Source organism: Mycobacterium tuberculosis complex sp. N0072 (genome assembly GCF_030323725.1).
In the GTDB taxonomy this organism is placed as follows: Bacteria; Actinomycetota; Actinomycetes; order Mycobacteriales; family Mycobacteriaceae; genus Mycobacterium; species Mycobacterium tuberculosis.
The window spans coordinates 2,454,193-2,477,865 of the sequence record NZ_CP040689.1; the positions used below are offsets into that span (position 1 = coordinate 2,454,193).

A 23,673-nucleotide genomic window follows, 5' to 3' on the forward strand; every position below is an offset into this window, starting at 1 on the left:
TCATCGATAGCGGCCACTCGCGCCGGCGCGGAATACACTGTCGGGCCATAGGCACGCCAAATGAGAAAGGGGCGCCGCGCTGAGCCTGAATGCACCGGCAGCACCGGCAGCGGTCCAGTTGGCCGGCGCCATCACCGACCAGCTGCGGAGGTATTTGCACGGCCGCCGCCGTGCGGCCGCCCACATGGGCAGTGACTACGACGGCCTGATCGCCGACCTGGAGGATTTCGTTCTCGGCGGGGGCAAGCGCCTACGACCGCTCTTCGCCTATTGGGGCTGGCACGCCGTTGCCAGTCGGGAACCCGATCCTGATGTGCTGCTGCTGTTTTCCGCGCTGGAACTGCTGCACGCCTGGGCGCTGGTCCACGACGACCTGATCGACCGTTCCGCCACCCGCCGGGGCCGCCCGACCGCCCAGCTGCGCTACGCGGCGCTGCACCGCGATCGGGACTGGCGGGGGTCACCGGACCAGTTCGGCATGTCGGCGGCCATCCTGCTCGGCGACCTCGCACAGGTCTGGGCTGACGACATCGTCTCGAAGGTCTGCCAGTCCGCCCTGGCACCCGATGCCCAGCGGCGAGTGCATCGGGTGTGGGCCGATATCCGCAACGAGGTGCTGGGCGGGCAATACCTCGACATCGTCGCAGAGGCCAGTGCCGCCGAGTCGATCGAGTCGGCGATGAACGTCGCGACGCTCAAGACCGCCTGCTACACGGTATCGCGACCGCTACAGCTTGGGACGGCCGCCGCGGCCGACAGATCCGACGTAGCGGCCATCTTCGAGCATTTCGGAGCGGACCTCGGCGTAGCGTTTCAGTTGCGCGACGACGTGCTTGGCGTGTTTGGCGACCCAGCCGTGACGGGCAAGCCGTCCGGTGACGACCTAAAGTCGGGCAAGCGTACCGTGCTGGTAGCCGAAGCGGTGGAATTGGCGGACAGGTCAGACCCCTTGGCGGCCAAACTATTACGGACCTCGATTGGCACCCGATTGACTGATGCGCAGGTACGTGAACTGCGCACGGTCATCGAGGCAGTGGGCGCGCGCGCCGCCGCGGAGAGCCGCATCGCCGCGCTCACCCAGCGAGCACTGGCCACCCTGGCGTCCGCACCCATCAACGCAACAGCCAAGGCCGGGCTGTCCGAACTGGCCATGATGGCTGCGAACCGGTCCGCCTAACCGATGACTACTCCGAGCCATGCTCCAGCGGTTGATTTGGCTACAGCGAAAGATGCTGTTGTCCAACACCTTTCGCGACTTTTCGAGTTCACTACCGGTCCGCAGGGCGGACCGGCGCGGCTGGGCTTCGCCGGCGCGGTGCTGATCACCGCAGGCGGGCTGGGAGCCGGCAGCGTCCGCCAACATGACCCGCTGCTGGAGTCGATTCACATGTCCTGGCTGCGCTTCGGCCACGGACTCGTGCTGTCGTCGATTCTGTTGTGGACAGGTGTGGGTGTGATGCTGCTTGCGTGGCTGGGTCTAGGCCGACGGGTCCTCGCCGGCGAAGCCACCGAGTTCACCATGCGGGCAACCACCGTTATCTGGCTGGCGCCGCTACTGCTGTCGGTGCCCGTCTTCAGCCGGGACACTTACTCGTATCTGGCCCAAGGGGCGCTTCTGCGCGACGGTCTGGATCCTTACGCTGTTGGCCCGGTCGGTAATCCCAATGCGCTGCTGGACGACGTAAGCCCGATCTGGACGATCACCACCGCGCCCTACGGTCCTGCGTTCATTCTGGTTGCGAAGTTCGTCACGGTAATCGTCGGCAACAATGTCGTCGCCGGAACCATGCTGTTGCGTTTGTGCATGCTGCCCGGGCTGGCGTTGCTGGTCTGGGCCACTCCACGCTTGGCCAGCCATCTCGGCACCCACGGCCCGACCGCGCTGTGGATCTGCGTGCTGAACCCACTGGTCCTCATCCATCTGATGGGCGGGGTGCACAACGAGATGCTGATGGTGGGTCTGATGACCGCCGGTATCGCGTTGACCGTCCAGGGCCGTAATGTCGCGGGGATCATCCTGATCACCGTTGCGATCGCGGTGAAGGCCACCGCCGGAATCGCGTTGCCCTTCTTGGTCTGGGTTTGGCTGCGTCATCTGCGTGAGCGACGGGGGTACCGGCCGGTCCAGGCGTTCCTGGCAGCCGCCGCGATATCGCTGCTGATCTTCGTCGCGGTGTTCGCGGTGCTGTCTGCGGTAGCCGGCGTTGGCCTAGGGTGGCTGACCGCGCTGGCCGGCTCGGTGAAAATCATCAACTGGCTGACGGTGCCCACCGGGGCGGCCAACGTGATCCACGCGCTGGGCAGAGGGCTCTTCACGGTCGACTTCTACACCTTGCTGCGGATCACCCGGCTGATCGGAATCGTGATCATCGCGGTGTCGCTGCCGCTGTTGTGGTGGCGGTTCCGGCGCGACGACCGGGCCGCGCTGACCGGGGTCGCATGGTCGATGCTGATCGTGGTGCTGTTCGTACCCGCCGCCCTGCCGTGGTACTACTCCTGGCCGCTGGCGGTCGCTGCCCCGTTGGCCCAGTCACGACGGGCGATCGCGGCCATCGCCGGGCTCTCGACTTGGGTGATGGTGATCTTCAAACCCGACGGATCGCACGGGATGTATTCGTGGCTGCACTTCTGGATCGCCACCGCCTGCGCACTGACTGCGTGGTATGTCCTGTATCGGTCACCGGACCGGCGCGGAGTGCAGGCTGCAACCCCGGTGGTCAATACGCCATAGCCTGGGCCCGGCGCACCACCTCGCGAGCCTGGTGGGCATGCAATGCATCGACGGGACGGGCGTTGCTGACGGCGTCACGCGAGCCGTCGCGGGTGATGGTCAGCGACGGATCGGGGGTAAACAGCCAGCGCATAATCTCGGTGTCGCGATAGCCCCCGTCGTGCAGGATGGTCAACAGCCCCGGCAGGCTCTTGACCACCTGACCGGAGTTGGTGAAGAAGACCTGAGGGATCACCACGCCACCAGCGCGCCGCACGGCCACCAGATGACCTTCCCGCAGCTGCTGGGCCACCTTGCTGACCGGAACGCCGAGCAGCTCGGCGACCCGGGGCAGGTCGTACGTCGGTTCGTCAGGGTCCAAAACGTCATCGCCAGCGGGAATGCTGCCCACCCGCGCAAGTGTAGAGCCTGGTGCGCGGCCAGGCATGCGCGTTAGGCTTCCGTTCTGCATCCAATCGCGGCGGCCACCTACGATGACCCCGTGGTCGAAGCTGGCACGAGGGACCCGTTGGAGAGCGCGCTGCTGGACAGCCGCTATCTGGTCCAGGCCAAGATCGCCAGCGGCGGCACCTCGACGGTCTACCGGGGCCTGGATGTCCGACTCGACCGGCCCGTCGCGCTGAAAGTGATGGATTCTCGCTACGCGGGCGATGAACAGTTTCTGACCCGCTTTCGACTGGAGGCCCGTGCGGTTGCCCGGCTAAATAACCGCGCGCTGGTCGCGGTCTACGACCAGGGCAAAGACGGCAGGCACCCGTTTCTGGTGATGGAGCTCATCGAGGGCGGTACCCTGCGCGAGCTGCTGATAGAACGTGGTCCCATGCCGCCACATGCCGTTGTGGCGGTGCTGCGCCCAGTGCTTGGCGGGCTGGCTGCCGCCCATCGAGCCGGTCTGGTGCATCGCGATGTCAAGCCCGAGAACATCTTGATCTCCGACGACGGCGACGTCAAACTCGCCGATTTCGGGTTGGTCCGCGCGGTCGCCGCCGCTTCAATCACGTCTACCGGCGTCATCCTGGGTACCGCGGCCTACCTGTCCCCTGAGCAGGTCCGTGATGGAAACGCCGATCCTCGAAGCGACGTCTACTCTGTCGGCGTTCTGGTCTACGAGCTGCTAACGGGGCACACACCGTTCACCGGCGACTCGGCCTTGTCGATTGCCTACCAACGGCTTGATGCTGACGTGCCGCGTGCCAGTGCTGTAATCGACGGTGTACCGCCACAATTCGATGAGTTGGTGGCATGTGCAACTGCCCGCAACCCTGCCGACCGATACGCCGATGCGATCGCGATGGGCGCCGATCTGGAGGCGATCGCCGAGGAGCTGGCCCTGCCTGAATTCCGGGTACCGGCGCCGCGCAACTCCGCTCAACACCGGTCGGCCGCGTTGTACCGCAGCCGGATTACCCAGCAAGGGCAGCTGGGTGCCAAACCGGTTCACCACCCTACTCGCCAGCTGACTCGCCAACCCGGCGACTGCTCCGAGCCGGCTTCAGGGTCGGAGCCCGAACACGAGCCGATCACCGGCCAATTCGCCGGCATCGCAATCGAGGAATTCATCTGGGCGCGACAGCACGCCCGTCGAATGGTGCTTGTCTGGGTGTCGGTGGTGCTGGCGATCACCGGGCTAGTGGCGTCCGCGGCATGGACGATCGGGAGCAACCTGAGCGGCCTGCTCTAAGGCAGGCGAGCAGTCGCAAAAGCCCCCATTTCGGCACGAAAATGGGGGCTGGTACGTGAATTAAGGTGACCACGGCAAGCGTGACCCGCCGGCGACTGCAGCGAAGCCGGGTCTGTTGGTGACAGTGTGTATGTCGGGGTTTCAGGCGGCAGGTTCGAGGGTGACCCCCAATCCTTGGGCTTCGAGTTTGGCGACGAGGCGACGTCGTTCTTTGTCGGGATCCATGCGGGTGGTGAAGTAGTCGGCGCCGAGATCCTGGTAAGGCCGGCCGGTGGCCAGCACGTGCCAAATGATGACGATCAGCTTGTGGGCGACGGCGATGATCGCCTTCTTGTTGGCAGCGGGACTGCGGAAGCCACCGAACTTGCGGACCTGGCGACGGTAGTACTCGCGCAGGTAGCCATCGGTGCGCACGGCGGCCCACGCGCACTCGACCAGGACCGGCTGCAGGTGCTGGTTGCCTGTGCGGCGGGCACCGTGATGGCGTTTGCCGGCCGATTCGTGGTTGCCCGGGCACAGCCGCACCCACGAGGCCAGATGCTCAGCCGAGGGGAACCAGGCCGCCGGGTCGGCGCCGATTTCAGAGATGACCGTCGCCGAGGCACCCACCCCGATCCCCGGGATCGATGCAATCAGCTCGCGTCGGGCACAAAAGGGATGCATCAGCTGCTCGATCTGCTCGTCGAGAGCACCGATCATCGCATCGAGCTGATCCAGATGAGCCAGGTGCAACCTACACATCAGGGCATGGTGATCATCGAAGCGCCCTTCCAGCGCCCGCTGCAGATCGGGGATCTTCGAGCGCATAAGGTGCGCTTGATCGTCTTGCGCCCGTCAGGACCCTCGCCCGGCACCCACACCGCCACCGCGATGATGTCCTGGCCCACATCAACAAAGGCGCACCGCTCGTACAGAATATGCATCCCACCAGCCCCTTTCCGGCTCAGCGTCGCAACCAACAACGCGCGCTGCGAAGGGAGCCCCCAAACATGAACTAAAGAGACTGGTACTCGCGCTCGTAGCAGCAACCGGGACACACCCGAAAGTGGGGGGGCTCCAACGTCAGTCTCTTGCACGGCCACACACAGCCAAGCCCCTACGACGTCGACACCGCAACGCACGCACCGATTCTCATTCACCATGAGCGGGCGCACCAGCGCCCATCATGTTCTTTTACGACTGCTCGCCGAGCTAGTCCCGCAGCATCTCCGCGACCAGGAACGCCAACTCCAGCGACTGCTGGGTGTTCAGCCGCGGATCACATGCCGTCTCATAGCGGCCGGCCAAGTCCGTCTCCGAAATGTCTTGCGCGCCACCAAGACATTCGGTGACGTTCTCGCCGGTAATCTCGACATGGATGCCGCCCGGATGGGTTCCGAGGGCACGATGCACCTCGAAAAAACCCTGCACTTCATCGACAATGCGATCGAAGTGACGGGTCTTGAACCCCGTGGACGACTCGTGGGTGTTGCCGTGCATCGGGTCGCATTGCCAGATCACCTGATGCCCGGTGGCCTGGACCTTCTCCACGATCGGTGGCAACAGATCGCGGACCTTGTGGTTGCCCATCCTGCTCACCAACGTCAGCCGGCCCGGCTTATTGTGCGGGTCGAGCCGCTCGACGTACTCCACGGCCAGTTCCGGGGTCATGTTGGGGCCCAACTTGACCCCGACCGGATTAGCAATCACCTGGGCAAACGCGATGTGCGCGCCATCGATTTGTCGGGTCCGCTCGCCGATCCACACGGTGTGTGCGGACAGGTCAAACAGTTGTGGTTCACCGTCTTCACCGTCGGACAACCTCAACATGGCGCGCTCGTAGTCGAGCACCAAAGCTTCATGGCTGGCATAGATTTCGGCGGTCTGTAGATTGCGGTCGGCCACCCCACAGGCACTCATGAACCGCAGCCCACGATCGATCTCGGTGGCCAGCGCCTCATAGCGCGCGCCGGCCGGCGAGGTCCGGACGAATTCCCGGTTCCAGTCGTGAACCAGATGCAGCGACGCCAGGCCCGACGAAGTCAGCGCACGCACCAAGTTCATCGCCGCACTGGCGTTAGCGTAAGCCCGGACCAGCCGCGACGGGTCGTGCTCGCGCGCCGCGGCGTCCGGGGCGAAGCCGTTGATCATGTCGCCGCGGTAAGACCGCAGACCCAGCGCGTCAATGTCGGCTGACCGAGGCTTCGCGTACTGACCGGCGATGCGGGCCACCTTCACCACTGGCATGCTGGCGCCGTAGGTCAGCACCACGGCCATCTGCAACAAGGCACGGACATTGCCCCGAATATGGGGTTCGGTGTTGTCCATGAATGTCTCAGCGCAGTCGCCGCCCTGCAGCAGGAAAGCCTCACCCTTTGCCACCTGGGCCAGCTGCTCTTGCAGCCGGACGATCTCGGACGGCACCGTCACGGGTGGCACGCTCTCCAACACCGTGCGCATCGCCAACGCCTGGTCGGCCGGCCAGGTGGGTTGCTGGGCCGCCGGCTTGGCCAGCGCGGCGTCCAGTCGTGTTCGCAGGTCAGTCGGCAGCGGCGGAAGCGACGGGAGCTGGTCGATCGGTATGTCGACGGTCCAGTTCATCGGTCCATGGTAACCGGGGATTTCCTGACGGCTGCTCAGGGCGAGGTTCGCTCGGAGGTCCTCGCCGGCGGGATCTGACTGTCCGTCTCCTCAGCGGGCCGCGCCGCGGCCCGCATCGTCTGTGGACGTGATGAGACGAAACCGGCGCAGCTGATCTCGGGCATCGACCAGCGCGTCGTGGACGTCGCGTGGCCGCGGCGGCATCCGGGGGCATCCCCGGTCCTCCCACAACTGCCGCAGTTCCCGGGTGAAACGGGGCACTGTGGGTGGCAAGGCAGTCATCGGGCCCCACAATTGACACAGCGCTACATGGTCGTAGGCCCCCACCCAGGCCCACAACTCGATCGAATCCGTGCCGTCGATGCGGAGGAATTCTTCCAGGTCAAGACGAATCTGCTGGCGCGAGCGCCACAGTTGCGAGGCGGGCGGCGGCAGCTTGGGCAGCACATGGGTGCGCACCCAGCTGCCGGCCCGCTCGGGATCGAATTCCGTGGATACTGCGTAGTATTCGCGGCCGTCTTCTGCGACCACCCCGATCGAGATCAACTCGATGGTGTGCCCATCCTCGATGAATTCGGTGTCGTAGAAGTACCGCACCGCCGCAGCCTAATCCGACCAGACCGAGCCGCTGATCAGAATGGGCGCGGTTCTCTCCGGCGGTGGTGCGGGGCGCACGTCCTGGTCGAGCTGGGCGTCGACCGCGCGCTCGTCGGGCATCCGTGGCGTCCCGGCGATCACGTATTGCAGCCACAGCTTGATCCGCACCACCGGGCGGCGCCATGTCCGTTCCCGCTGTAGCGCACGGCGCATCTTTTCCGGGTGGCGGGTGTAGCGCCACCGGGCCCACGGAGCGTGCGGACGCGACAGCCGGACTGCGCCGACGACCAACAGCACGACAACGAACATGCCAAGCAACCCGGTCCAAACCTTGCCCTTGAGCAGCACCACCACCGCCAACGGCAACGTCAAGACCAATCCTGCGATCAGGGTGGTTTGCAGCACCACCCAGTTGGCGCCTTGCCGAACCGGCAGGAAGAAGATCAGCGGGTGTAGGCCCATGATCAACAGCCCCGCGACGGCCACTGCGGCAAAGACGGCGTCTACCGACGTGCGTCCGTCTTCCTCCCAGTAGACATCGGACAGATGCAGGATCAGTGCGTACTCGTCGAGCACCAAGGCGGCCCCGACTCCGAAAATGCTCGCCGCTATGGTGAATTCGGGTTCTCGACCGTCGACTGACAAGGTGACCAGCGTCAGCCCGGAGATCATCACCAGCACCACCCCAAACGCGACGTGGTGGATGTGCACCGACCCGATGTGGACATTTCGCGGCTGCCACCACCTGGCCGGCCGACCGTCCGCGGCGCGACGGTGGATAAACCGTACAAAACTACGCGTGACGAGGAAGGTCAGGACAAAGGCGACCAAGCAGCACAACAACGGCAGCCGGCCACGGTCGACGATGTCGTGCTGCAGCCAGTGGAACACCTCCAAAAAGCTACGCCCACCTTGACTGCATATGCAGGCGCCGTACAGCGCCACCATGCGCGCCTACGCGAAACTACTAGGCTGTTCTGCGACATGAGTGCATGGCGGGCGCCCGAGGTGGGCAGTCGACTCGGGCGGAGGGTGTTGTGGTGCCTGCTGTGGCTGCTGGCCGGCGTGGCGTTGGGCTACGTGGCCTGGCGGTTGTTCGGCCACACGCCGTATCGCATCGATATCGACATCTATCAGATGGGCGCTCGAGCTTGGCTGGACGGGCGTCCGCTGTATGGCGGTGGTGTGTTGTTCCACACACCCATCGGGCTGAACCTCCCGTTCACCTATCCTCCACTGGCGGCCGTCCTGTTCAGCCCATTCGCCTGGTTGCAGATGCCGGCTGCCAGCGTCGCGATCACGGTGCTAACCCTGGTGCTGCTGATCGCGTCGACGGCGATCGTGCTGACCGGCCTCGACGCATGGCCAACCTCCCGACTGGTACCCGCGCCGGCTCGGTTACGCCGGTTGTGGTTGGCCGTGCTCATCGTGGCTCCGGCAACGATTTGGCTGGAGCCGATCAGCTCGAACTTCGCTTTCGGTCAGATCAATGTGGTGCTGATGACCCTGGTGATCGTCGACTGCTTCCCACGCCGAACGCCATGGCCACGCGGGCTGATGTTGGGGCTGGGGATAGCCCTCAAACTCACCCCCGCGGTGTTTCTCCTCTACTTCCTGCTACGTCGGGACGGTCGGGCCGCGCTGACGGCGCTGGCGTCGTTCGCGGTCGCCACGCTGCTCGGTTTCGTCCTGGCGTGGCGCGACTCCTGGGAGTACTGGACGCATACCCTTCACCACACGGACCGGATCGGCGCTGCCGCCTTGAACACAGACCAGAACATCGCGGGCGCACTCGCGCGGTTGACGATTGGCGATGACGAACGCTTCGCACTGTGGGTGGCCGGATCCCTGCTCGTGTTGGCAGCGACCATATGGGCGATGCGGCGAGTGTTGCGGGCCGGCGAGCCGACCCTGGCTGTGATCTGCGTCGCCCTGTTCGGGTTGGTAGTTTCGCCGGTCTCGTGGTCACACCATTGGGTGTGGATGCTGCCGGCCGTGCTGGTGATTGGGCTACTGGGTTGGCGTCGCCGCAACGTCGCGTTGGCCATGCTCAGCCTGGCCGGGGTGGTGCTGATGAGGTGGACACCGATCGACCTGCTTCCCCAACACCGGGAGACGACTGCGGTCTGGTGGCGTCAACTCGCGGGGATGTCCTACGTGTGGTGGGCGCTGGCGGTCATCGTCGTTGCCGGACTCACCGTTACCGCCAGGATGACGCCGCAGCGCTCGCTTACGCGCGGACTGACCCCGGCGCCGACGGCCAGCTGACTAGCCAGCGGCTGTCTCGGGGATTCGTGCGGCGTCCGTTGAATTGGGATTTGCACCGGCACCGCCCGCGTTGCGGCCGTCTTTGACACTGGCGGCATAGATGTCGACGTACTCCTGACCCGAGAGCCCCATCAGCTCATAGATCACTTCGTCGGTAACGGCCCGCTCGATGAAATGGTTACCGGCCAACCCCTCGAACCGGGAGAAGTCCATCGGCTTGCCAAACCGAACGGTGACCCTGCCGAACCTCAGCATCTTCCTGCCCGGCGGGTTGACGACGTTGGTACCGATCATCGCCACCGGAATCACCGGAACCCCGGTGTGCAATGCCAACCGGGCTAGGCCGGTCTTGCCTTTGTAGAGCCGACCGTCCGGCGAGCGAGTGCCTTCTGGATACATGCCCAGCAGCTTGCCCTGACCCAGCAACACCACTGCCGTCTGCAGTGCGCCCTGCGCGGAGTCGGCATTGGTGCGGTCGATGGGAACCTGGCCGGAGACGCTGTAGAACCAGCGGTTGATCCAGCCTTTCAGTCCGGTGCCGGTGAAGTATTCCGATTTCGCCAGGAACCAGATACGACGGCGAACTACCAACGGAAGGTAGAAGCTATCCGCCACCGCAAGATGGTTACTGGCGAGGATGGCCGGACCCGAACTCGGGATGTATTCCAGTCCTTCAACTTTCGGGCGACCAAGCAACGTAAAGAGCGGACCCATGAAAATGTACTTGAACAGGTAGTACCACATGGCCCTCCCTCTCGCCCACACCGGATGGTGTCTGCGCCAACTGTACCCATCCGCGATGGCTGCGACTACCTGCGCGGGCAGCGGCTCACTCCTCGATGGTAACCGGGATGGCCTGGTAGTGGGATTTCATGCTGCCCTCGCCGTTGGTATTCTCGCCGCCTGACGCACCGGTCTGGCCGCCGCCCGGCGGGCCTTCGGGTGGCGGTTTCGCCGACCGGTCAATGTCGTCGACTATGGCGCGGATCACCTCCAGCAGAGCCAGACTGTGATCCGCGATGACCGTCAGCAGCGGATGCTGCTCGCCGGTTACCAACGCTGCCAACGCGCACAACGGACACCACACTTGCTGGCACTTGCCGGTCCCGGGACCTCCACCCGAAGCCATCGCCGCCGCCACCCGCACCGCGGGGTCGATCCCATCGAGGATTGCCTGCGCCAGCTTGCGCAGCTCGGGACGAACGTCGGTATGGGCCCCGCTCACGTCGGCCACACCTCCGGATTTGGTCGGAAACGAACTGTTAACTCACCACCCCGCAGATGCGCGTCCAGCACCGTGCACCTCCGCAATACGGACGCCAACCGAACTCGGCGCCGCATCCCCCCAGCACTGACGATCAAGTCGTCGTCGGCCCGGCCCAACGTCAGCGTCCCGGGATCGAGCTGGGGCAACGCTAGCCGCAGTCGGTATATCGACGCCAATCCCGACCCGGATTCCAGGTCCACAATAGGCTGTAGCGGGCCTGGCGGCGCGCTTCCTTGGCGACGACGGGCACTATCGAGCAACCCGCCCAGGGCCTTGGGGCCGATCGGTTCGCCGGCCAAGTGCGGCACCAGCACCAGTGCCACGTCACCGATGGTGGCATCGAGGTCGTCGAGGACGGCACGCTGCTCACCGATGCGTTCGGCATACCAGTGGAAAGCCGGATGGTCGGGCAGACTGCGATACTCATAGTTCTCGTCTTGCACCAGAAGCTGATTGACGAGCAGCTCTTCGACCCGGACCCCCATGAGCGCCAACGACCCCAGCGTCCGGACCGCCTCAGCGGCGACCACCCGCTCCGGAGTCAGCACCAGGTGGGCACTGACCAGGGCACCGTCGGTCAGCAATGTGCTTAGCCGCTCGACGCTGGCGCGGATGCGCTCCAGCAGTTCCGCCAGCACGGCTGACCTGCCGTCGTCGGCGCCGATGGACAACCTGCGATGCCGCGGCCAGGCACGTTCGACGTACAGCCCGAAGGTGGCGGGTAGCGTCAACATCCGCAAGGCGTCCGCCGTCGAGGCGCAGTCGACCACAATCCGATCCCATCGTCGGGCTGCCGCAAGCTCGCCGACGGCGTGCAGCCCCAGCACCTCCTGGATCCCGGGCAGCGCGCAGAGTTCTTCGGGCGCAATGCTGCTCAACTCGGAGCCCGGAAATCTGCGGTCCAGGGTCTCGACCACGTGCAACCACCGGCCCTCGAGCAGGGCCAGGGTATCCAGCGCCAGCGCGTCGAGAAATCCGCCCCCGGCTTCGGGGTCGTAGGCGAGCACGCGAACAGGATCGCCCTGACCGGTAGGCGGGACCGCGATGCCCAGCACGTCGCCCAGCGAGTGCGCCTGGTCGGTGGATACCACCAACACTCGCTGGCCGGCCCCGGCATCACATACCGCGGTGGCGGACGCCAGAGTGGACTTTCCTACCCCGCCCTTGCCGACAAAGAGACTGATCCGGGCCTGAGCCGGCGTACCGGAATCACTCAGCCCTCGACTCGTTTCTTCAGATCCTTCAACGCGCCGTCTATCAACCTGCGTTCCGCCTTACGCTTGAGCATCCCGATCATGGGGACAGCAAGGTCGACGGCAAGCTCGTAGGTGACCTCAGTGCCAGAACCCTTGGGCGCCAAGCGATACGTGCCTTCGAGGGACTTTAGCAGCGAGCTGGATTCGAGAGTCCAGCTAAGCGATTGGCGGTCTTCCGGCCACTCGTAGGACATGATCAAGGTGTCTTTGAAGATGGCTGCGTCCATCAACATTCGCGCTCGTTTCGGGTAGCCCTCGTCGTCGGCCTCTAGGATCTCGACTTCCTTATACTCCGAAATCCATTGCGGGTAGGCTTCGATGTCGGCGATCGCCTTCATCACCTCGCCTGGATCCGCGTCGATGTAAATCGTCTGTGTCGTCTTGTCCGCCACCTGGCTACTTCCCTTTCCCCGCAAGCGGGTCGGCCCCGGTCATCTGCGGGAGCTCCCGATCTCCCGGGGAGAAACGGTACTCCCTCGTGCCAACCTTGACCCGGTTAAGTTACCGGAGAAACCCCGATGGGGCGTGACCGTTCTAGCACTGTCTTGACCTCGAAGGCCATTTTTTTGCCCGCGACCCGTCGGTGGTGCGTCATTCTGGCCAGGTTCATCCGGGCCAGCTGCCAGGCTGCTACCCCGGTCGGTTCGGCGTGCAGGAAATAGTGCAGTAGCACCCCATCCATCGACGGTTCCAGCCAGATCTCCATGGTGCCGGTCAGGGCGCCGGTAACCGTCCACCTGATTCCCTTGTCGGCACGATCCTCGGTGACCTGTAGCCGTAGGTCAGGCCACCACCGACGCCAGCTGCATCGATCCGCGACCGCGGCTGAAACCCGCGCGGCGTCGGCTGCGACATAGGTCTCGTCAGCGATCTGGATGCTGTTCATCGCCTCAGCTTCACATACCCGAGGCCGTGGGCAAGCCGGACCCCGAAGGGCACCAACCAACGGACACGCGATATCGGTCTATTCCGCACCGGCATCAACCCCTCTAGGCTTGACGACAGCAAACCGGACCCGGAAGACGGCAACAGGTCAAGTGAGGTGTTGATCGTGCGTGAGATTAGCGTCCCCGCCCCATTCACTGTCGGCGAGCACGACAACGTCGCGGCCATGGTGTTCGAGCATGAACGTGACGATCCCGACTACGTCATCTATCAACGCCTGATCGACGGCGTCTGAACCGATGTCACGTGTGCGGAGGCAGCCAACCAGATTCGTGCCGCGGCTCTCGGTTTGATTTCACTGGGGGTGCAGGCCGGCGATCGGGTAGTCATCTTCTCTGCCACCCGCTACGAGTGGGCGATCCTCGATTTCGCGATTCTGGCTGTGGGTGCGGTCACCGTACCGATCTACGAGACCTCGTCAGCGGAGCAGGTGCGCTGGGTTTTACAAGACTCCGAAGCGGTGGTGTTGTTCGCCGAAACCGACTCACACGCGACAATGGTCGCCGAACTCTCCGGCAGCGTGCCCGCCCTGCGGGAGGTACTGCAGATCGCCGGTTCGGGTCCCAACGCGCTCGATCGGCTCACGGAGGCGGGCGCCTCGGTCGACCCGGCCGAGCTAACCGCCCGCCTCGCCGCACTACGGTCGACGGACCCGGCGACGCTTATCTACACCTCGGGCACCACCGGACGACCCAAGGGCTGCCAGTTGACCCAATCCAACCTGGTTCACGAGATTAAGGGCGCCAGGGCATATCACCCGACGCTGCTGCGCAAGGGTGAGCGGCTGCTGGTTTTCCTGCCGCTAGCTCATGTGCTGGCGCGCGCGATCAGTATGGCCGCCTTCCACTCCAAAGTCACCGTGGGATTCACCAGCGACATCAAGAATCTGCTGCCGATGTTGGCGGTGTTCAAGCCGACGGTGGTGGTGTCGGTGCCGAGGGTGTTCGAGAAGGTGTACAACACCGCCGAGCAGAACGCCGCCAACGCCGGCAAAGGGCGAATCTTCGCGATCGCCGCGCAGACCGCGGTCGACTGGAGCGAAGCTTGCGACCGCGGCGGACCGGGGCTGCTACTGCGCGCCAAGCACGCGGTGTTCGACCGGCTGGTCTACCGCAAGCTGCGTGCGGCACTGGGTGGCAACTGCCGCGCCGCCGTCTCCGGCGGCGCGCCGCTGGGTGCGCGGCTTGGTCACTTCTATCGCGGCGCCGGTCTCACCATCTACGAGGGATACGGCCTGAGCGAGACCAGTGGGGGCGTCGCCATCAGCCAGTTCAATGATCTAAAGATCGGAACTGTCGGAAAGCCGGTGCCCGGCAACAGTCTACGCATCGCCGACGATGGCGAGCTGCTGGTGCGCGGTGGCGTGGTATTCAGCGGCTACTGGCGCAACGAGCAGGCTACCACCGAGGCATTCACCGACGGCTGGTTCAAGACCGGTGATCTCGGTGCGGTGGACGAAGACGGGTTCTTGACGATCACCGGCCGCAAGAAAGAAATTATCGTCACCGCGGGCGGTAAAAATGTCGCCCCCGCTGTGCTGGAAGACCAGCTGCGGGCCCACCCACTGATCAGCCAGGCGGTGGTGGTTGGGGACGCCAAGCCCTTCATCGGCGCGTTAATCACCATCGACCCTGAGGCATTCGAGGGCTGGAAGCAACGCAACAGCAAGACAGCTGGCGCGTCGGTGGGCGATTTGGCCACCGACCCCGATCTGATTGCCGAGATCGACGCGGCCGTCAAACAGGCCAATCTTGCGGTGTCACATGCCGAGTCGATCCGCAAGTTCCGAATACTGCCCGTCGACTTCACCGAGGACACCGGCGAGCTGACCCCGACAATGAAGGTCAAACGCAAGGTGGTGGCCGAGAAGTTCGCTTCCGATATCGAGGCGATCTACAACAAGGAATAGCCGACTGTGCCCGGCTCCTCCCCGGCCCGCTCAACGGGCCGCATCGTCGCCGCGCAGAAAATCTGCTAGCTTGGCGGCCAGCATGTCCCAACGCCACTGCGCCGTGACCCATTCTCGGCCGGCGGCGCCCATCGCGACGGCCCGATCCCGATCGATCAGCAACTCGGCCACGGCGTCGGCCACCCGGTCCACCGACCTACCGTCGACCACTAGCCCAGTCTTGTTGTGCTGCACCGTTTCCGGCGCTCCGCCAGAATTGCCGGCGATTACCGGCACGCCGGCGGCGGAGGCTTCGAGGAACACGATGCCCAAGCCCTCGACGTCCATCCCGGCGCCGCGGGTGCGGCATGGCATGGCGAACACGTCGGCCAGTGCGTGGTGGGCGGGAAGTTCGTCGGTTGCCACGCCGCCGGTGAACGTCACGTGGTCGGCCACCCCACAGTCGTGAGCCAGCTTGCGCAACGTCTCTAGATATGGACCGCCGCCGACAATCACCAACGCGGCTCCATCAACGCGACGCCGGATCGACGGGAGCGCCGTGACCAGGGTGTCCTGGCCTTTGCGCGGCACCAACCGCGACAGACACACTACCGTGGGCCGCTCGCCTAGCCGATAGCGCTTCCGCAACTCGGCGCGTGCGGCCGGATCGGGGCGGAACCGGTCGGTGTCCACTCCCGGCGGTAGGTATTCCAACGAAGCCGCGGGCCCGAACGCAGAAGCAAACCGGGACCGCGTGTAGCTGCTGACGAAAGTCACCACGTCGGTGCCGTCGCCGATGCGGCGTAGCACCGATCGAGCGACCGGAAGCATCGACCAGCCCACTTCGTGGCCGTGCGTGCTGGCCAACACCCGGCTAGCTCCAGCCAGCCGGGCACGCGGGGCCAGCAGGGCCAGCGGTGCGGCCGCACCGAACCAGACGGTTTCGATGTCGTGCTCGGCGATCAGCCGGCGCATCCGGACATCGACCGTTGGACCCGGCAGCATCACCGTGCTGGGATGGCGCACCACCCGGTAACCGGCAGCACGGGCTGCGTCGTCGAAGGCGTCGGCGCCTTTCCACTGCGGTGCATACACTGTCATCGCATGCGCTCGGGAGCCGACCAGCCGACCGACGAACTGCCCCAGATAGGACTGGATGCCCCCGCGTCGGGGTGGAAAGTCGTTAGTTACCAACAGGACCCGGCTCACCTGGGTCAGGCTAGCGGGTCCACCTTGCGTGAGCAGACGCAAAGTCGCCCAAAATCGCCGGTTTCCGGGTGATTTTGCGTCTGCTCGCGGCGGAAGCTAGCCCATTAGCCACCGCTGCCAGCGCGCGAGCAGGCCAGCGGCGTCAATGCCGAGGACGTCGTGGGCGGCGGTAGCCAGGTCGAAGTGTCCGACACCACAAGTGGCCAGATAAAGCTCACGCAGCTTGGCGGTACCGTAGGCGGCCGCGACGAACCGAGCGAACCACCACGCGCGGTCATATGCCAGCGAGCGCTGTGGCCCCGGAGTGTCCAGGTCGGTGTCCGACGGTAACGACAGCGCCACAGACACCGCATCCGCGGGCGGCGGGGTCTTGGGCCTGGCAACGAAATCGGCCACCCCCTCGGCCAGCCATCGAGGTGCATCCAGGGCCGTGTCGGCCCGGGCCGCATAGTGAAAAAGCTCGTGGCCCAACACTATTCGTAGCGCCGCTGGGCTCATGTGTGCCGCGCCCGGCGCGAACACAATCCGTTGGCCGACCACCGTGCGACGAGCAGGATCGACACGGTCGACCACCGTGATCGCGGCGATGTCCGCCCATTGCGACGCCAAACCCCCGCCTGCGGCGGCATGAAACTGCTCGTCGCTACCGGCGGCAACCACAAAGATGTCGTGCGACCAATCGGTGCCCCAGAATGCCACCACCTCGTCGACCGCGGCGTCGATGCCCGCCGCGATGCGCGACAGCAAGCGGTCGGTGGCCGCGCCACCAAGGCTGAGCAGCCAGCCGCACCGTGCGGTCGTCGGCGACCCGCAGCGCGACAAACCCATCGGCTGGCGCGACCACCTGTGCCGGTGCTGCAGGTCCATCGCGCACCGGATTACCAGACAGGGCCGCCGCGCCAATCAGCTCCGCAACAAACAGACAGGCCAGCAAGATCCGAGGGCAAAGCCGCCGCGCGACGAGCCGGTCAGTAACGGCGGGCGTCGTAGATCGGCCCCGACGAGTCCATCGGCACCACCCGCACCGGAACACCGTAGGTGGAGGAATGAACCATAAGACCATCACCGATGTAGATGCCTGCGTGTGACGCGTCGGAATAGAAGGTCAACACGTCGCCGGGCTGCAGATCCGACAACGCGACCGGCTGACCACCGTGAGCCAGCGCCTGGCTGGAGTGCGGTAACGCGATACCAGCCTGCTGGAACGCCCACATCACCAAGCCTGAGCAGTCGAACCCGCCGGGCGCGGCACCACCCCACGCGTAGGGCGCGCCGACCTGCGTCAACGCCGCTTGGACAACGGCCGTACGGTCGCCGCCAGCGCCGTCGGGCTGCACGAAAGGCAATCCGGGCATCCCACCAGGCGGCGGCGCCACGCCAGGCGCCGGGCCGTCGCCAGGCGGCGCACCGGGCGGCAACGCCGCAGGTGGGGCCCCGGGGGCGATCGCAGCAACCGCCGGGACCGGTCCTGGATCAGCGAGGGCCGTGCGCTCCTCCGGCGTCAACGCGACGTATTGCGACTTGACGACGGCAATCTGCACCTGCAGCTGGCTCTGTTTGTGCTGCAGATTCGCTCGTACCGCGGCAGCTTGCTCGGCCGCGGACCTGGCATCGGCCGCCGATTTGGCTGCAGCCTGCTCGGCCTTGACGGCCTGTTCTCCAGCGGCCTTGAAACGGGCCATCTGCGTGGACATTTGATGCGCCATCACCCGCTGTACCGATAGCCGATCGATCAACAGTTGCGGGGACTCCGCCGTCAGGATCGCATCCATGCCGTGGGTACGACCACCCATGTAGGTAGCGGCCGCGACCTTGTTCACCGCCGTCTGAAAAGTCGCCAAGCGTGCTCTCGCAGCATCCAAGGCCGTTCTGTTGTCCGCAAGCTTCTGGTCGGCGGCCCGCTGGGCAGCGAGCTTTTCGTTGAGATCCAGCTGCGCACTGTGCAGCGCCTCGGTGGTCTGCTCGGCCTGCCGGGATAACTCGTTGAGCTTGGCCAGCGCGTCGTCGGCCGGATCAGCCAGCACATTCGCGGCCAGGACGCCGGAGGAGACGGTGAAGCTCGCAAAGAAACCTATGGCGGACCGCATGATTACACGCGCGATCAACCACCTCTGGTCGAGCCTCAAAATTTGCTTCCTTAAACGGGCCATCGACGGATGACGTCGAGCTGGTTTAGGTCTCAAACAGGTTACGAAACGATCTCGGAATTGTCCAAAAGGGGAAGTTAAGAAAATGGATAGATTTCTACCATTTCGCTGTGGACGATCGTACTTCTGCTATAGGGCTCCAGGGGCATCGACACGCAACGACCTTACGCGACACCGGATCCGCGCTGGCGGCGGACCGGCACCAGGCGCAACCGAGGGGCCAATCCGACATCGGCGAGCACTTCCAACGCAGCACGCTCGTCATGCGACAGGCTTTCCGGTACCCCGATGAGCACGCTGACCACACAGTCGCGGCATCCAGATCCGCGCGCCGCGCAATCGTCACAGTCGATTACCACCGGCGCCCCCGGCCCGGGGGCTGTGCCGCCGCTAGTGTCTGGTCCGCTGCGTGCCATGGGGTCGTTCCTCTCGGCTTGGCTCATGAGGTCGTCCGAACGCTAATCGCGAGCACCGACATCCGTTGCCGCCGCGTGCGCGCTCGGCGTAGGGAGCGTTTGCGTGTCAGTGCAGGGGCCTAACGTCGCGGCCATGGGTGCAACCGGTGGGACTCAGCTGAGTTTCGCCGACCTGGCACACGCCCAGGGGGCAGCCTGGACCCCAGCCGACGAGATGTCCCTGCGCGAGACCACCTTCGTCGTGGTCGACCTGGAAACCACAGGTGGGCGCACGACGGGTAACGACGCAACACCGCCGGACGCGATCACCGAAATCGGGGCGGTCAAGGTATGCGGCGGCGCGGTGCTCGGTGAATTCGCCACCCTGGTAAACCCGCAACACAGCATTCCGCCCCAGATCGTGCGGCTCACCGGTATCACTACGGCGATGGTGGGTAATGCCCCGACGATCGACGCCGTCCTGCCGATGTTCTTCGAGTTCGCCGGCGACTCGGTGCTCGTGGCCCACAACGCTGGGTTCGATATCGGATTCCTGCGCGCCGCCGCGAGGCGGTGCGATATCACCTGGCCCCAACCACAGGTGTTGTGCACGATGCGGCTGGCCCGGCGGGTGCTGAGCCGAGACGAAGCCCCTAGCGTGCGTCTGGCCGCGCTAGCGCGGCTGTTCGCCGTCGCCAGCAACCCCACCCACCGCGCCCTCGACGACGCTCGCGCCACCGTCGACGTGCTGCACGCACTCATCGAGCGAGTGGGCAACCAGGGCGTGCACACCTATGCCGAGCTGCGCTCGTATCTGCCCAACGTGACCCAGGCGCAGCGCTGCAAACGGGTACTGGCGGAAACACTGCCGCACCGGCCGGGGGTGTACCTGTTCCGCGGACCGTCGGGCGAGGTGCTCTATGTCGGCACCGCGGCGGACTTGCGCCGCCGGGTAAGCCAGTACTTCAACGGCACCGACCGCCGCAAGCGGATGACGGAGATGGTCATGCTGGCCAGCTCGATCGATCATGTCGAATGCGCGCACCCCCTGGAGGCCGGTGTCCGTGAGCTGCGGATGCTGTCGACGCATGCCCCGCCGTATAACCGCAGGTCGAAGTTCCCATACCGGTGGTGGTGGGTGGCGCTCACCGATGAAGCATTTCCACGCCTGTCGGTCATCCGGGCCCCGCGACACGACCGCGTCGTCGGCCCGTTCCGATCCCGCTCCAAGGCCGCCGAGACGGCAGCGCTGCTGGCACGCTGCACGGGACTGCGAACCTGCACCACTCGGCTGACACGTTCCGCCCGGCACGGACCCGCCTGCCCCGAGCTGGAAGTGTCGGCCTGCCCGGCCGCCCGCGACGTCACGGCCGCGCAATACGCCGAGGCGGTACTGCGCGCGGCGGCCTTGATCGGCGGATTGGACAACGCCGCGCTGGCCGCGGCCGTTCAACAGGTCACTGAGCTCGCCGAGCGCCGTCGCTATGAGAGCGCTGCCCGACTGCGTGACCACCTCGCCACCGCCATCGAGGCGTTGTGGCATGGCCAACGATTGCGAGCACTGGCCGCGCTGCCCGAGTTGATCGCCGCCAAGCCGGACGGCCCCAGGGAGGGCGGCTACCAACTGGCCGTCATTCGCCACGGCCAACTCGCCGCTGCCGGCAGGGCACCGCGCGGGGTTCCTCCGATGCCTGTGGTCGACGCCATCCGCCGCGGCGCTCAGGCGATCCTGCCTACGCCGGCACCGCTCGGCGGGGCACTGGTGGAGGAGATCGCGCTCATCGCCCGCTGGCTGGCCGAGCCGGGAGTGCGCATCGTCGGGGTCTCGAACGACGCCGCAGGGTTGGCCTCCCCAGTGCGCTCGGCCGGCCCGTGGGCAGCGTGGGCGGCAACGGCGCGCTCGGCCCAGTTGGCCGGCGAGCAGCTCAGCAGAGGTTGGCAGTCAGATCTGCCGACCGAACCGCACCCATCGCGCGAGCAACTGTTCGGCCGCACCGGTGTCGATTGCCGCACTGGCCCGCCGCAACCCCTCCTCCCAGGCCGGCAGCCATTCAGCACGGCTGGATAATCCGGCGTGGGCGACGATCGCACCGGCGGCGTTGAGCACCACAGCGTCCCGGACCGGGCCCCTGGCACCGCCCAACACCGCGCGCACCGCGGCCGCGTTGGCTTGCGCATCGCCTCCAGCCAGCTGGTCAAGCTGGGCGCGCGCAAACCCGAATCCGGCGGGATCAAACGTCAACTTATCCACGCTGCCCGCCGCAACGCGCCAGATCGTGCTCGTGGTGGTGGTGGTCAACTCGTCCAGCCCATCGTCGCCGTGTACCACCAGCACACTGGACCGGCGCGCAGCAAACACCCCGGCCATCACTTCGGCGAGGTCGGCGAACGCGCATCCGATCAGTCCAGCCCGGGGCCGGGCCGGATTGGTCAGCGGCCCGAGAAGATTGAACACGGTGGGCACACCGATCTCGCGGCGTACCGCGGCCGCGTGCCGGTAGGAGGGATGGAACCGCGGCGCGAAGCAGAACCCGATCCCAACCTCCGCGAGGCTGCGCGCGACCAGGTCGGGTCCCAGGTCGATGCGCACCCCCAGCGCCTCCAGCGTGTCGGCGCCACCGGACAACGAGGACGCCGCTCGGTTGCCGTGCTTGACCACCGGCACACCCGCAGCCGCCACCACAATCGCCGCCATGGTGGATAGGTTCACCGTGTTGACTCCGTCGCCACCGGTGCCGACGACGTCGACGGCGTCGTCGGGGACCGTATCGGCGGGCAACGGATGCGCGTGGCTGAGCATGACGCCAGCGAGCTCACCGACTTCGTCGGCGGTCGGAGCCTTCATCGTCATCGCCACCGCGAAGGCGGCGATCTGCGCCGGCCGCGCATTGCCGGTCATGATCTGGTCCATGGCCCAGGCAGCCTGGCCCCGCGCCAGATCGCGGTTGTCGGTCAACCGCCCCAAAATCTGCGGCCAGGACGGCACCGATGCGGCTTCTGCTTTCGGCGAGCCCCCGCGAGATCCCCCCGAAGAACCCTCAGCTGACAGCGCCACGCGCTGATGGTCCCATGAGGATCAACCAACCCCAACCGCGCCCTGAACACGTCGACGACTTGCGCTAACCAAACGGCCGGGCGACACGCGGAACTGACTTACCGAAATTTCCGACCCGGGTAGAGTTCGACAACTACAAAGCGTCATACTTGCGGATGTGACGAGTGCTGTTGGGACCTCGGGTACTGCCATCACATCGCGCGTGCATTCGCTGAATCGGCCCAACATGGTCAGTGTCGGCACCATAGTGTGGCTATCCAGTGAATTAATGTTCTTTGCTGGGCTGTTCGCGTTCTATTTCTCGGCACGAGCTCAGGCCGGCGGGAATTGGCCGCCGCCACCGACAGAACTGAATCTGTACCAGGCCGTCCCGGTCACGCTGGTCCTGATTGCCTCGTCGTTCACCTGCCAGATGGGCGTGTTCGCGGCCGAACGCGGCGACATCTTCGGGCTGCGCCGCTGGTATGTGATCACATTCCTGATGGGCCTGTTCTTCGTTCTGGGCCAGGCCTACGAGTATCGCAACCTGATGTCGCACGGGACGAGCATCCCCAGCAGCGCATACGGCAGCGTGTTCTATCTGGCCACCGGATTCCATGGACTGCACGTCACCGGCGGCCTCATCGCCTTCATCTTCCTGCTGGTACGCACTGGGATGAGCAAATTTACTCCGGCGCAGGCCACAGCCAGCATCGTCGTCTCTTACTACTGGCATTTCGTCGACATCGTGTGGATCGCGCTATTCACCGTGATCTATTTCATCCGATGAGCCGGCGTCCGACGAACATCCCACGAACAGGAGTGCTCGGTTGACGAAACTGGGGTTCACCCGATCCGGTGGCAGTAAGAGTGGTCGCACGCGACGGCGCCTGCGCCGCCGATTGTCCGGCGGAGTGTTGCTGCTGATAGCGCTGACCATCGCCGGTGGATTGGCAGCTGTGCTGACCCCTACCCCACAGGTGGCCGTCGCCGACGAATCCTCCTCGGCGTTGCTGCGCACCGGCAAACAACTTTTCGACACCTCGTGTGTGTCCTGCCATGGCGCCAACCTGCAGGGCGTGCCCGACCACGGGCCGAGTCTGATCGGGGTCGGCGAGGCCGCCGTCTACTTCCAGGTGTCGACCGGCCGGATGCCGGCCATGCGCGGCGAGGCACAGGCGCCGCGCAAAGATCCGATCTTCGACGAAGCACAGATCGACGCGATCGGCGCCTACGTGCAAGCCAATGGCGGTGGGCCGACGGTGGTACGTAACCCCGATGGCAGCATTGCAACGCAGTCGCTACGTGGCAACGACCTGGGCCGCGGCGGCGACTTGTTCCGGCTCAACTGCGCCTCGTGTCACAACTTCACCGGCAAGGGCGGAGCATTGTCGTCCGGCAAATACGCACCCGACCTTGCGCCCGCCAATGAACAGCAAATCCTCACCGCGATGCTGACGGGTCCACAGAACATGCCGAAGTTCTCCAACCGCCAGCTCTCCTTCGAAGCGAAAAAGGACATCATTGCCTACGTGAAGGTCGCCACCGAGGCGCGGCAGCCCGGTGGTTACCTACTCGGCGGATTCGGACCCGCACCCGAAGGCATGGCCATGTGGATCATCGGAATGGTCGCCGCGATCGGGCTGGCACTGTGGATTGGGGCGCGATCATGAGC

At 65.4% G+C, this 23,673-nt stretch carries 20 protein-coding genes and 3 pseudogenes; 8 read left to right on the forward strand and 15 right to left on the reverse strand.

The genetic code is table 11. From position 1 onward, the window contains the following. Positions 1-118 precede the first annotated feature (118 nt). Both idsA2 and FF952_RS11505 read left to right on the forward strand, forming a co-directional pair. Entirely contained in the window at positions 119-1,177 is a 1,059-nt protein-coding gene (idsA2, locus tag FF952_RS11500; protein ID WP_003411245.1) for a bifunctional (2E,6E)-farnesyl/geranyl diphosphate synthase, read from the forward strand. Positions 1,178-1,180: 3 nt separating this feature from the next. Beyond that, a complete protein-coding gene (locus tag FF952_RS11505) occupies positions 1,181-2,731 on the forward strand; it encodes an alpha-(1->6)-mannopyranosyltransferase A (RefSeq protein WP_003903784.1) in 1,551 nt (516 codons plus the stop codon). Here the strand turns inward: FF952_RS11505 and FF952_RS11510 are convergent. Next, a complete protein-coding gene (locus tag FF952_RS11510; protein ID WP_003911781.1) occupies positions 2,718-3,122 on the reverse strand; it encodes an Rv2175c family DNA-binding protein in 405 nt (134 codons plus the stop codon). The genes FF952_RS11505 and FF952_RS11510 overlap by 14 nt on opposite strands. Before the next feature lie 90 nt (positions 3,123-3,212). Here FF952_RS11510 and FF952_RS11515 point away from each other — a divergent pair, with 90 nt between their 5' ends. Further along, positions 3,213-4,412 carry a protein kinase domain-containing protein gene (locus FF952_RS11515; RefSeq protein ID WP_003899202.1) on the forward strand — a complete coding sequence of 400 codons (1,200 nt, stop codon included), beginning with the start codon at positions 3,213-3,215 and terminating at the stop codon, positions 4,410-4,412. Positions 4,413-4,553: 141 nt separating this feature from the next. Here the strand turns inward: FF952_RS11515 and FF952_RS11520 are convergent, their stop codons facing one another. The 4 genes from FF952_RS11520 to FF952_RS11535 all read right to left on the reverse strand — a co-directional run bounded on the left by FF952_RS11520 (position 4,554) and on the right by FF952_RS11535 (position 8,486). Beyond that, positions 4,554-5,219, reverse strand: coding sequence for an IS110 family transposase (locus FF952_RS11520; RefSeq protein WP_003899203.1), 666 nt, complete (start codon positions 5,217-5,219; stop codon positions 4,554-4,556). Positions 5,220-5,603: 384 nt separating this feature from the next. After that, a complete protein-coding gene (locus tag FF952_RS11525) occupies positions 5,604-6,992 on the reverse strand; it encodes a class II 3-deoxy-7-phosphoheptulonate synthase (RefSeq protein ID WP_003411323.1) in 1,389 nt (462 codons plus the stop codon). Between the two features lie 90 nt (positions 6,993-7,082). Further along, positions 7,083-7,589 carry a polyadenylate-specific 3'-exoribonuclease AS gene (locus tag FF952_RS11530; RefSeq protein WP_003411331.1) on the reverse strand — a complete coding sequence of 169 codons (507 nt, stop codon included), beginning with the start codon at positions 7,587-7,589 and terminating at the stop codon, positions 7,083-7,085. A 9-nt stretch (positions 7,590-7,598) separates the two neighbouring features. Continuing rightward, the gene (locus FF952_RS11535; protein WP_003411335.1) at positions 7,599-8,486 is read right to left on the reverse strand and encodes an integral membrane protein; all 888 of its coding nucleotides are present in this window, start codon (positions 8,484-8,486) and stop codon (positions 7,599-7,601) included. An 87-nt stretch (positions 8,487-8,573) separates the two neighbouring features. Here FF952_RS11535 and FF952_RS11540 point away from each other — a divergent pair, with 87 nt between their 5' ends. Continuing rightward, entirely contained in the window at positions 8,574-9,857 is a 1,284-nt protein-coding gene (locus FF952_RS11540; RefSeq protein WP_003411339.1) for an alpha-(1-2)-phosphatidylinositol mannoside mannosyltransferase, read from the forward strand. Here FF952_RS11540 and FF952_RS11545 read toward each other — a convergent pair whose 3' ends face one another. The 5 genes from FF952_RS11545 to FF952_RS11565 form a co-directional block, all read right to left on the reverse strand. Further along, positions 9,858-10,601 carry a lysophospholipid acyltransferase family protein gene (locus FF952_RS11545; protein ID WP_003411341.1) on the reverse strand — a complete coding sequence of 248 codons (744 nt, stop codon included), beginning with the start codon at positions 10,599-10,601 and terminating at the stop codon, positions 9,858-9,860. An 85-nt stretch (positions 10,602-10,686) separates the two neighbouring features. Further along, positions 10,687-11,082, reverse strand: a complete 396-nt coding sequence (locus FF952_RS11550; RefSeq protein ID WP_003411344.1) for a DEAD/DEAH box helicase family protein — start codon at positions 11,080-11,082, stop codon at positions 10,687-10,689. After that, positions 11,079-12,341 carry an ArsA family ATPase gene (locus FF952_RS11555; protein WP_003914048.1) on the reverse strand — a complete coding sequence of 421 codons (1,263 nt, stop codon included), beginning with the start codon at positions 12,339-12,341 and terminating at the stop codon, positions 11,079-11,081. Before FF952_RS11555 ends, FF952_RS11550 begins: the two co-directional genes overlap by 4 nt. After that, positions 12,338-12,772: an SRPBCC family protein gene (locus tag FF952_RS11560; RefSeq protein WP_003411354.1), complete on the reverse strand. Its 435-nt coding sequence runs from the start codon at positions 12,770-12,772 to the stop codon at positions 12,338-12,340. Before FF952_RS11560 ends, FF952_RS11555 begins: the two co-directional genes overlap by 4 nt. Positions 12,773-12,876: 104 nt before the next feature. After that, on the reverse strand, positions 12,877-13,266 hold the full coding sequence (locus FF952_RS11565) for a hypothetical protein (RefSeq protein ID WP_003411357.1): 390 nt from the start codon (positions 13,264-13,266) through the stop codon (positions 12,877-12,879). Between the two features lie 165 nt (positions 13,267-13,431). Between FF952_RS11565 and FF952_RS11570 the strand changes: the two are divergent. Then, positions 13,432-15,234: pseudogene (locus tag FF952_RS11570) on the forward strand (AMP-dependent synthetase/ligase). Positions 15,235-15,264: 30 nt separating this feature from the next. Here FF952_RS11570 and pimB read toward each other — a convergent pair. From pimB to FF952_RS11590, 4 genes and pseudogenes are all read right to left on the reverse strand, one after another. Continuing rightward, positions 15,265-16,422 (reverse strand): GDP-mannose-dependent alpha-(1-6)-phosphatidylinositol monomannoside mannosyltransferase, encoded by a 1,158-nt coding sequence (pimB, locus tag FF952_RS11575; RefSeq protein ID WP_003903788.1) that lies wholly within the window; start codon positions 16,420-16,422, stop codon positions 15,265-15,267. A 96-nt stretch (positions 16,423-16,518) separates the two neighbouring features. Continuing rightward, a pseudogene (locus FF952_RS11580) lies at positions 16,519-17,296 on the reverse strand (hypothetical protein). Between the two features lie 94 nt (positions 17,297-17,390). Then, positions 17,391-18,548, reverse strand: coding sequence for a peptidoglycan hydrolase RipC (gene ripC, locus FF952_RS11585; RefSeq protein WP_003411373.1), 1,158 nt, complete (start codon positions 18,546-18,548; stop codon positions 17,391-17,393). A 185-nt stretch (positions 18,549-18,733) separates the two neighbouring features. Further along, positions 18,734-19,012 (reverse strand): hypothetical protein, encoded by a 279-nt coding sequence (locus tag FF952_RS11590; protein WP_003908818.1) that lies wholly within the window; start codon positions 19,010-19,012, stop codon positions 18,734-18,736. Positions 19,013-19,118: 106 nt separating this feature from the next. On the opposite strand from FF952_RS11590, the pseudogene FF952_RS11595 reads away from it, so the two are divergent. Further along, positions 19,119-20,969 (forward strand): annotated as a pseudogene (locus FF952_RS11595) (DEDD exonuclease domain-containing protein); the annotation flags it as partial. Here the strand turns inward: FF952_RS11595 and trpD are convergent. After that, complete coding sequence (gene trpD, locus FF952_RS11600; RefSeq protein ID WP_003411387.1) at positions 20,907-22,019, reverse strand: anthranilate phosphoribosyltransferase; 1,113 nt, start codon at positions 22,017-22,019, stop codon at positions 20,907-20,909. The pseudogene FF952_RS11595 and the gene trpD overlap by 63 nt on opposite strands. A gap of 157 nt (positions 22,020-22,176) precedes the next feature. Between trpD and ctaE the strand changes: the two genes are divergently transcribed. Both ctaE and qcrC read left to right on the forward strand, forming a co-directional pair. Next, on the forward strand, positions 22,177-22,788 hold the full coding sequence (gene ctaE / locus FF952_RS11605) for an aa3-type cytochrome oxidase subunit III (RefSeq protein ID WP_003411389.1): 612 nt from the start codon (positions 22,177-22,179) through the stop codon (positions 22,786-22,788). A 40-nt stretch (positions 22,789-22,828) separates the two neighbouring features. Further along, positions 22,829-23,671, forward strand: a complete 843-nt coding sequence (qcrC, locus tag FF952_RS11610; RefSeq protein WP_003411392.1) for a cytochrome bc1 complex diheme cytochrome c subunit — start codon at positions 22,829-22,831, stop codon at positions 23,669-23,671. The last annotated feature ends 2 nt before the right edge of the window (positions 23,672-23,673 follow it).

Excerpts from the sequence above, each read along its gene's own strand:
- FF952_RS11505 (WP_003903784.1), top strand. The coding sequence starts at position 1,181 with ATGACTACTCCGAGCCATGCTCCAGCGGTTGATTTGGCTACAGCGAAA.
- FF952_RS11520 (WP_003899203.1), bottom strand. The coding sequence starts at position 5,219 with ATGCGCTCGAAGATCCCCGATCTGCAGCGGGCGCTGGAAGGGCGCTTC.
- FF952_RS11525 (WP_003411323.1), bottom strand. The coding sequence starts at position 6,992 with ATGAACTGGACCGTCGACATACCGATCGACCAGCTCCCGTCGCTTCCG.
- FF952_RS11540 (WP_003411339.1), top strand. The coding sequence starts at position 8,574 with ATGAGTGCATGGCGGGCGCCCGAGGTGGGCAGTCGACTCGGGCGGAGG.
- FF952_RS11545 (WP_003411341.1), bottom strand. The coding sequence starts at position 10,601 with ATGTGGTACTACCTGTTCAAGTACATTTTCATGGGTCCGCTCTTTACG.
- FF952_RS11565 (WP_003411357.1), bottom strand. The coding sequence starts at position 13,266 with ATGAACAGCATCCAGATCGCTGACGAGACCTATGTCGCAGCCGACGCC.
- FF952_RS11590 (WP_003908818.1), bottom strand. The coding sequence starts at position 19,012 with ATGAGCCAAGCCGAGAGGAACGACCCCATGGCACGCAGCGGACCAGAC.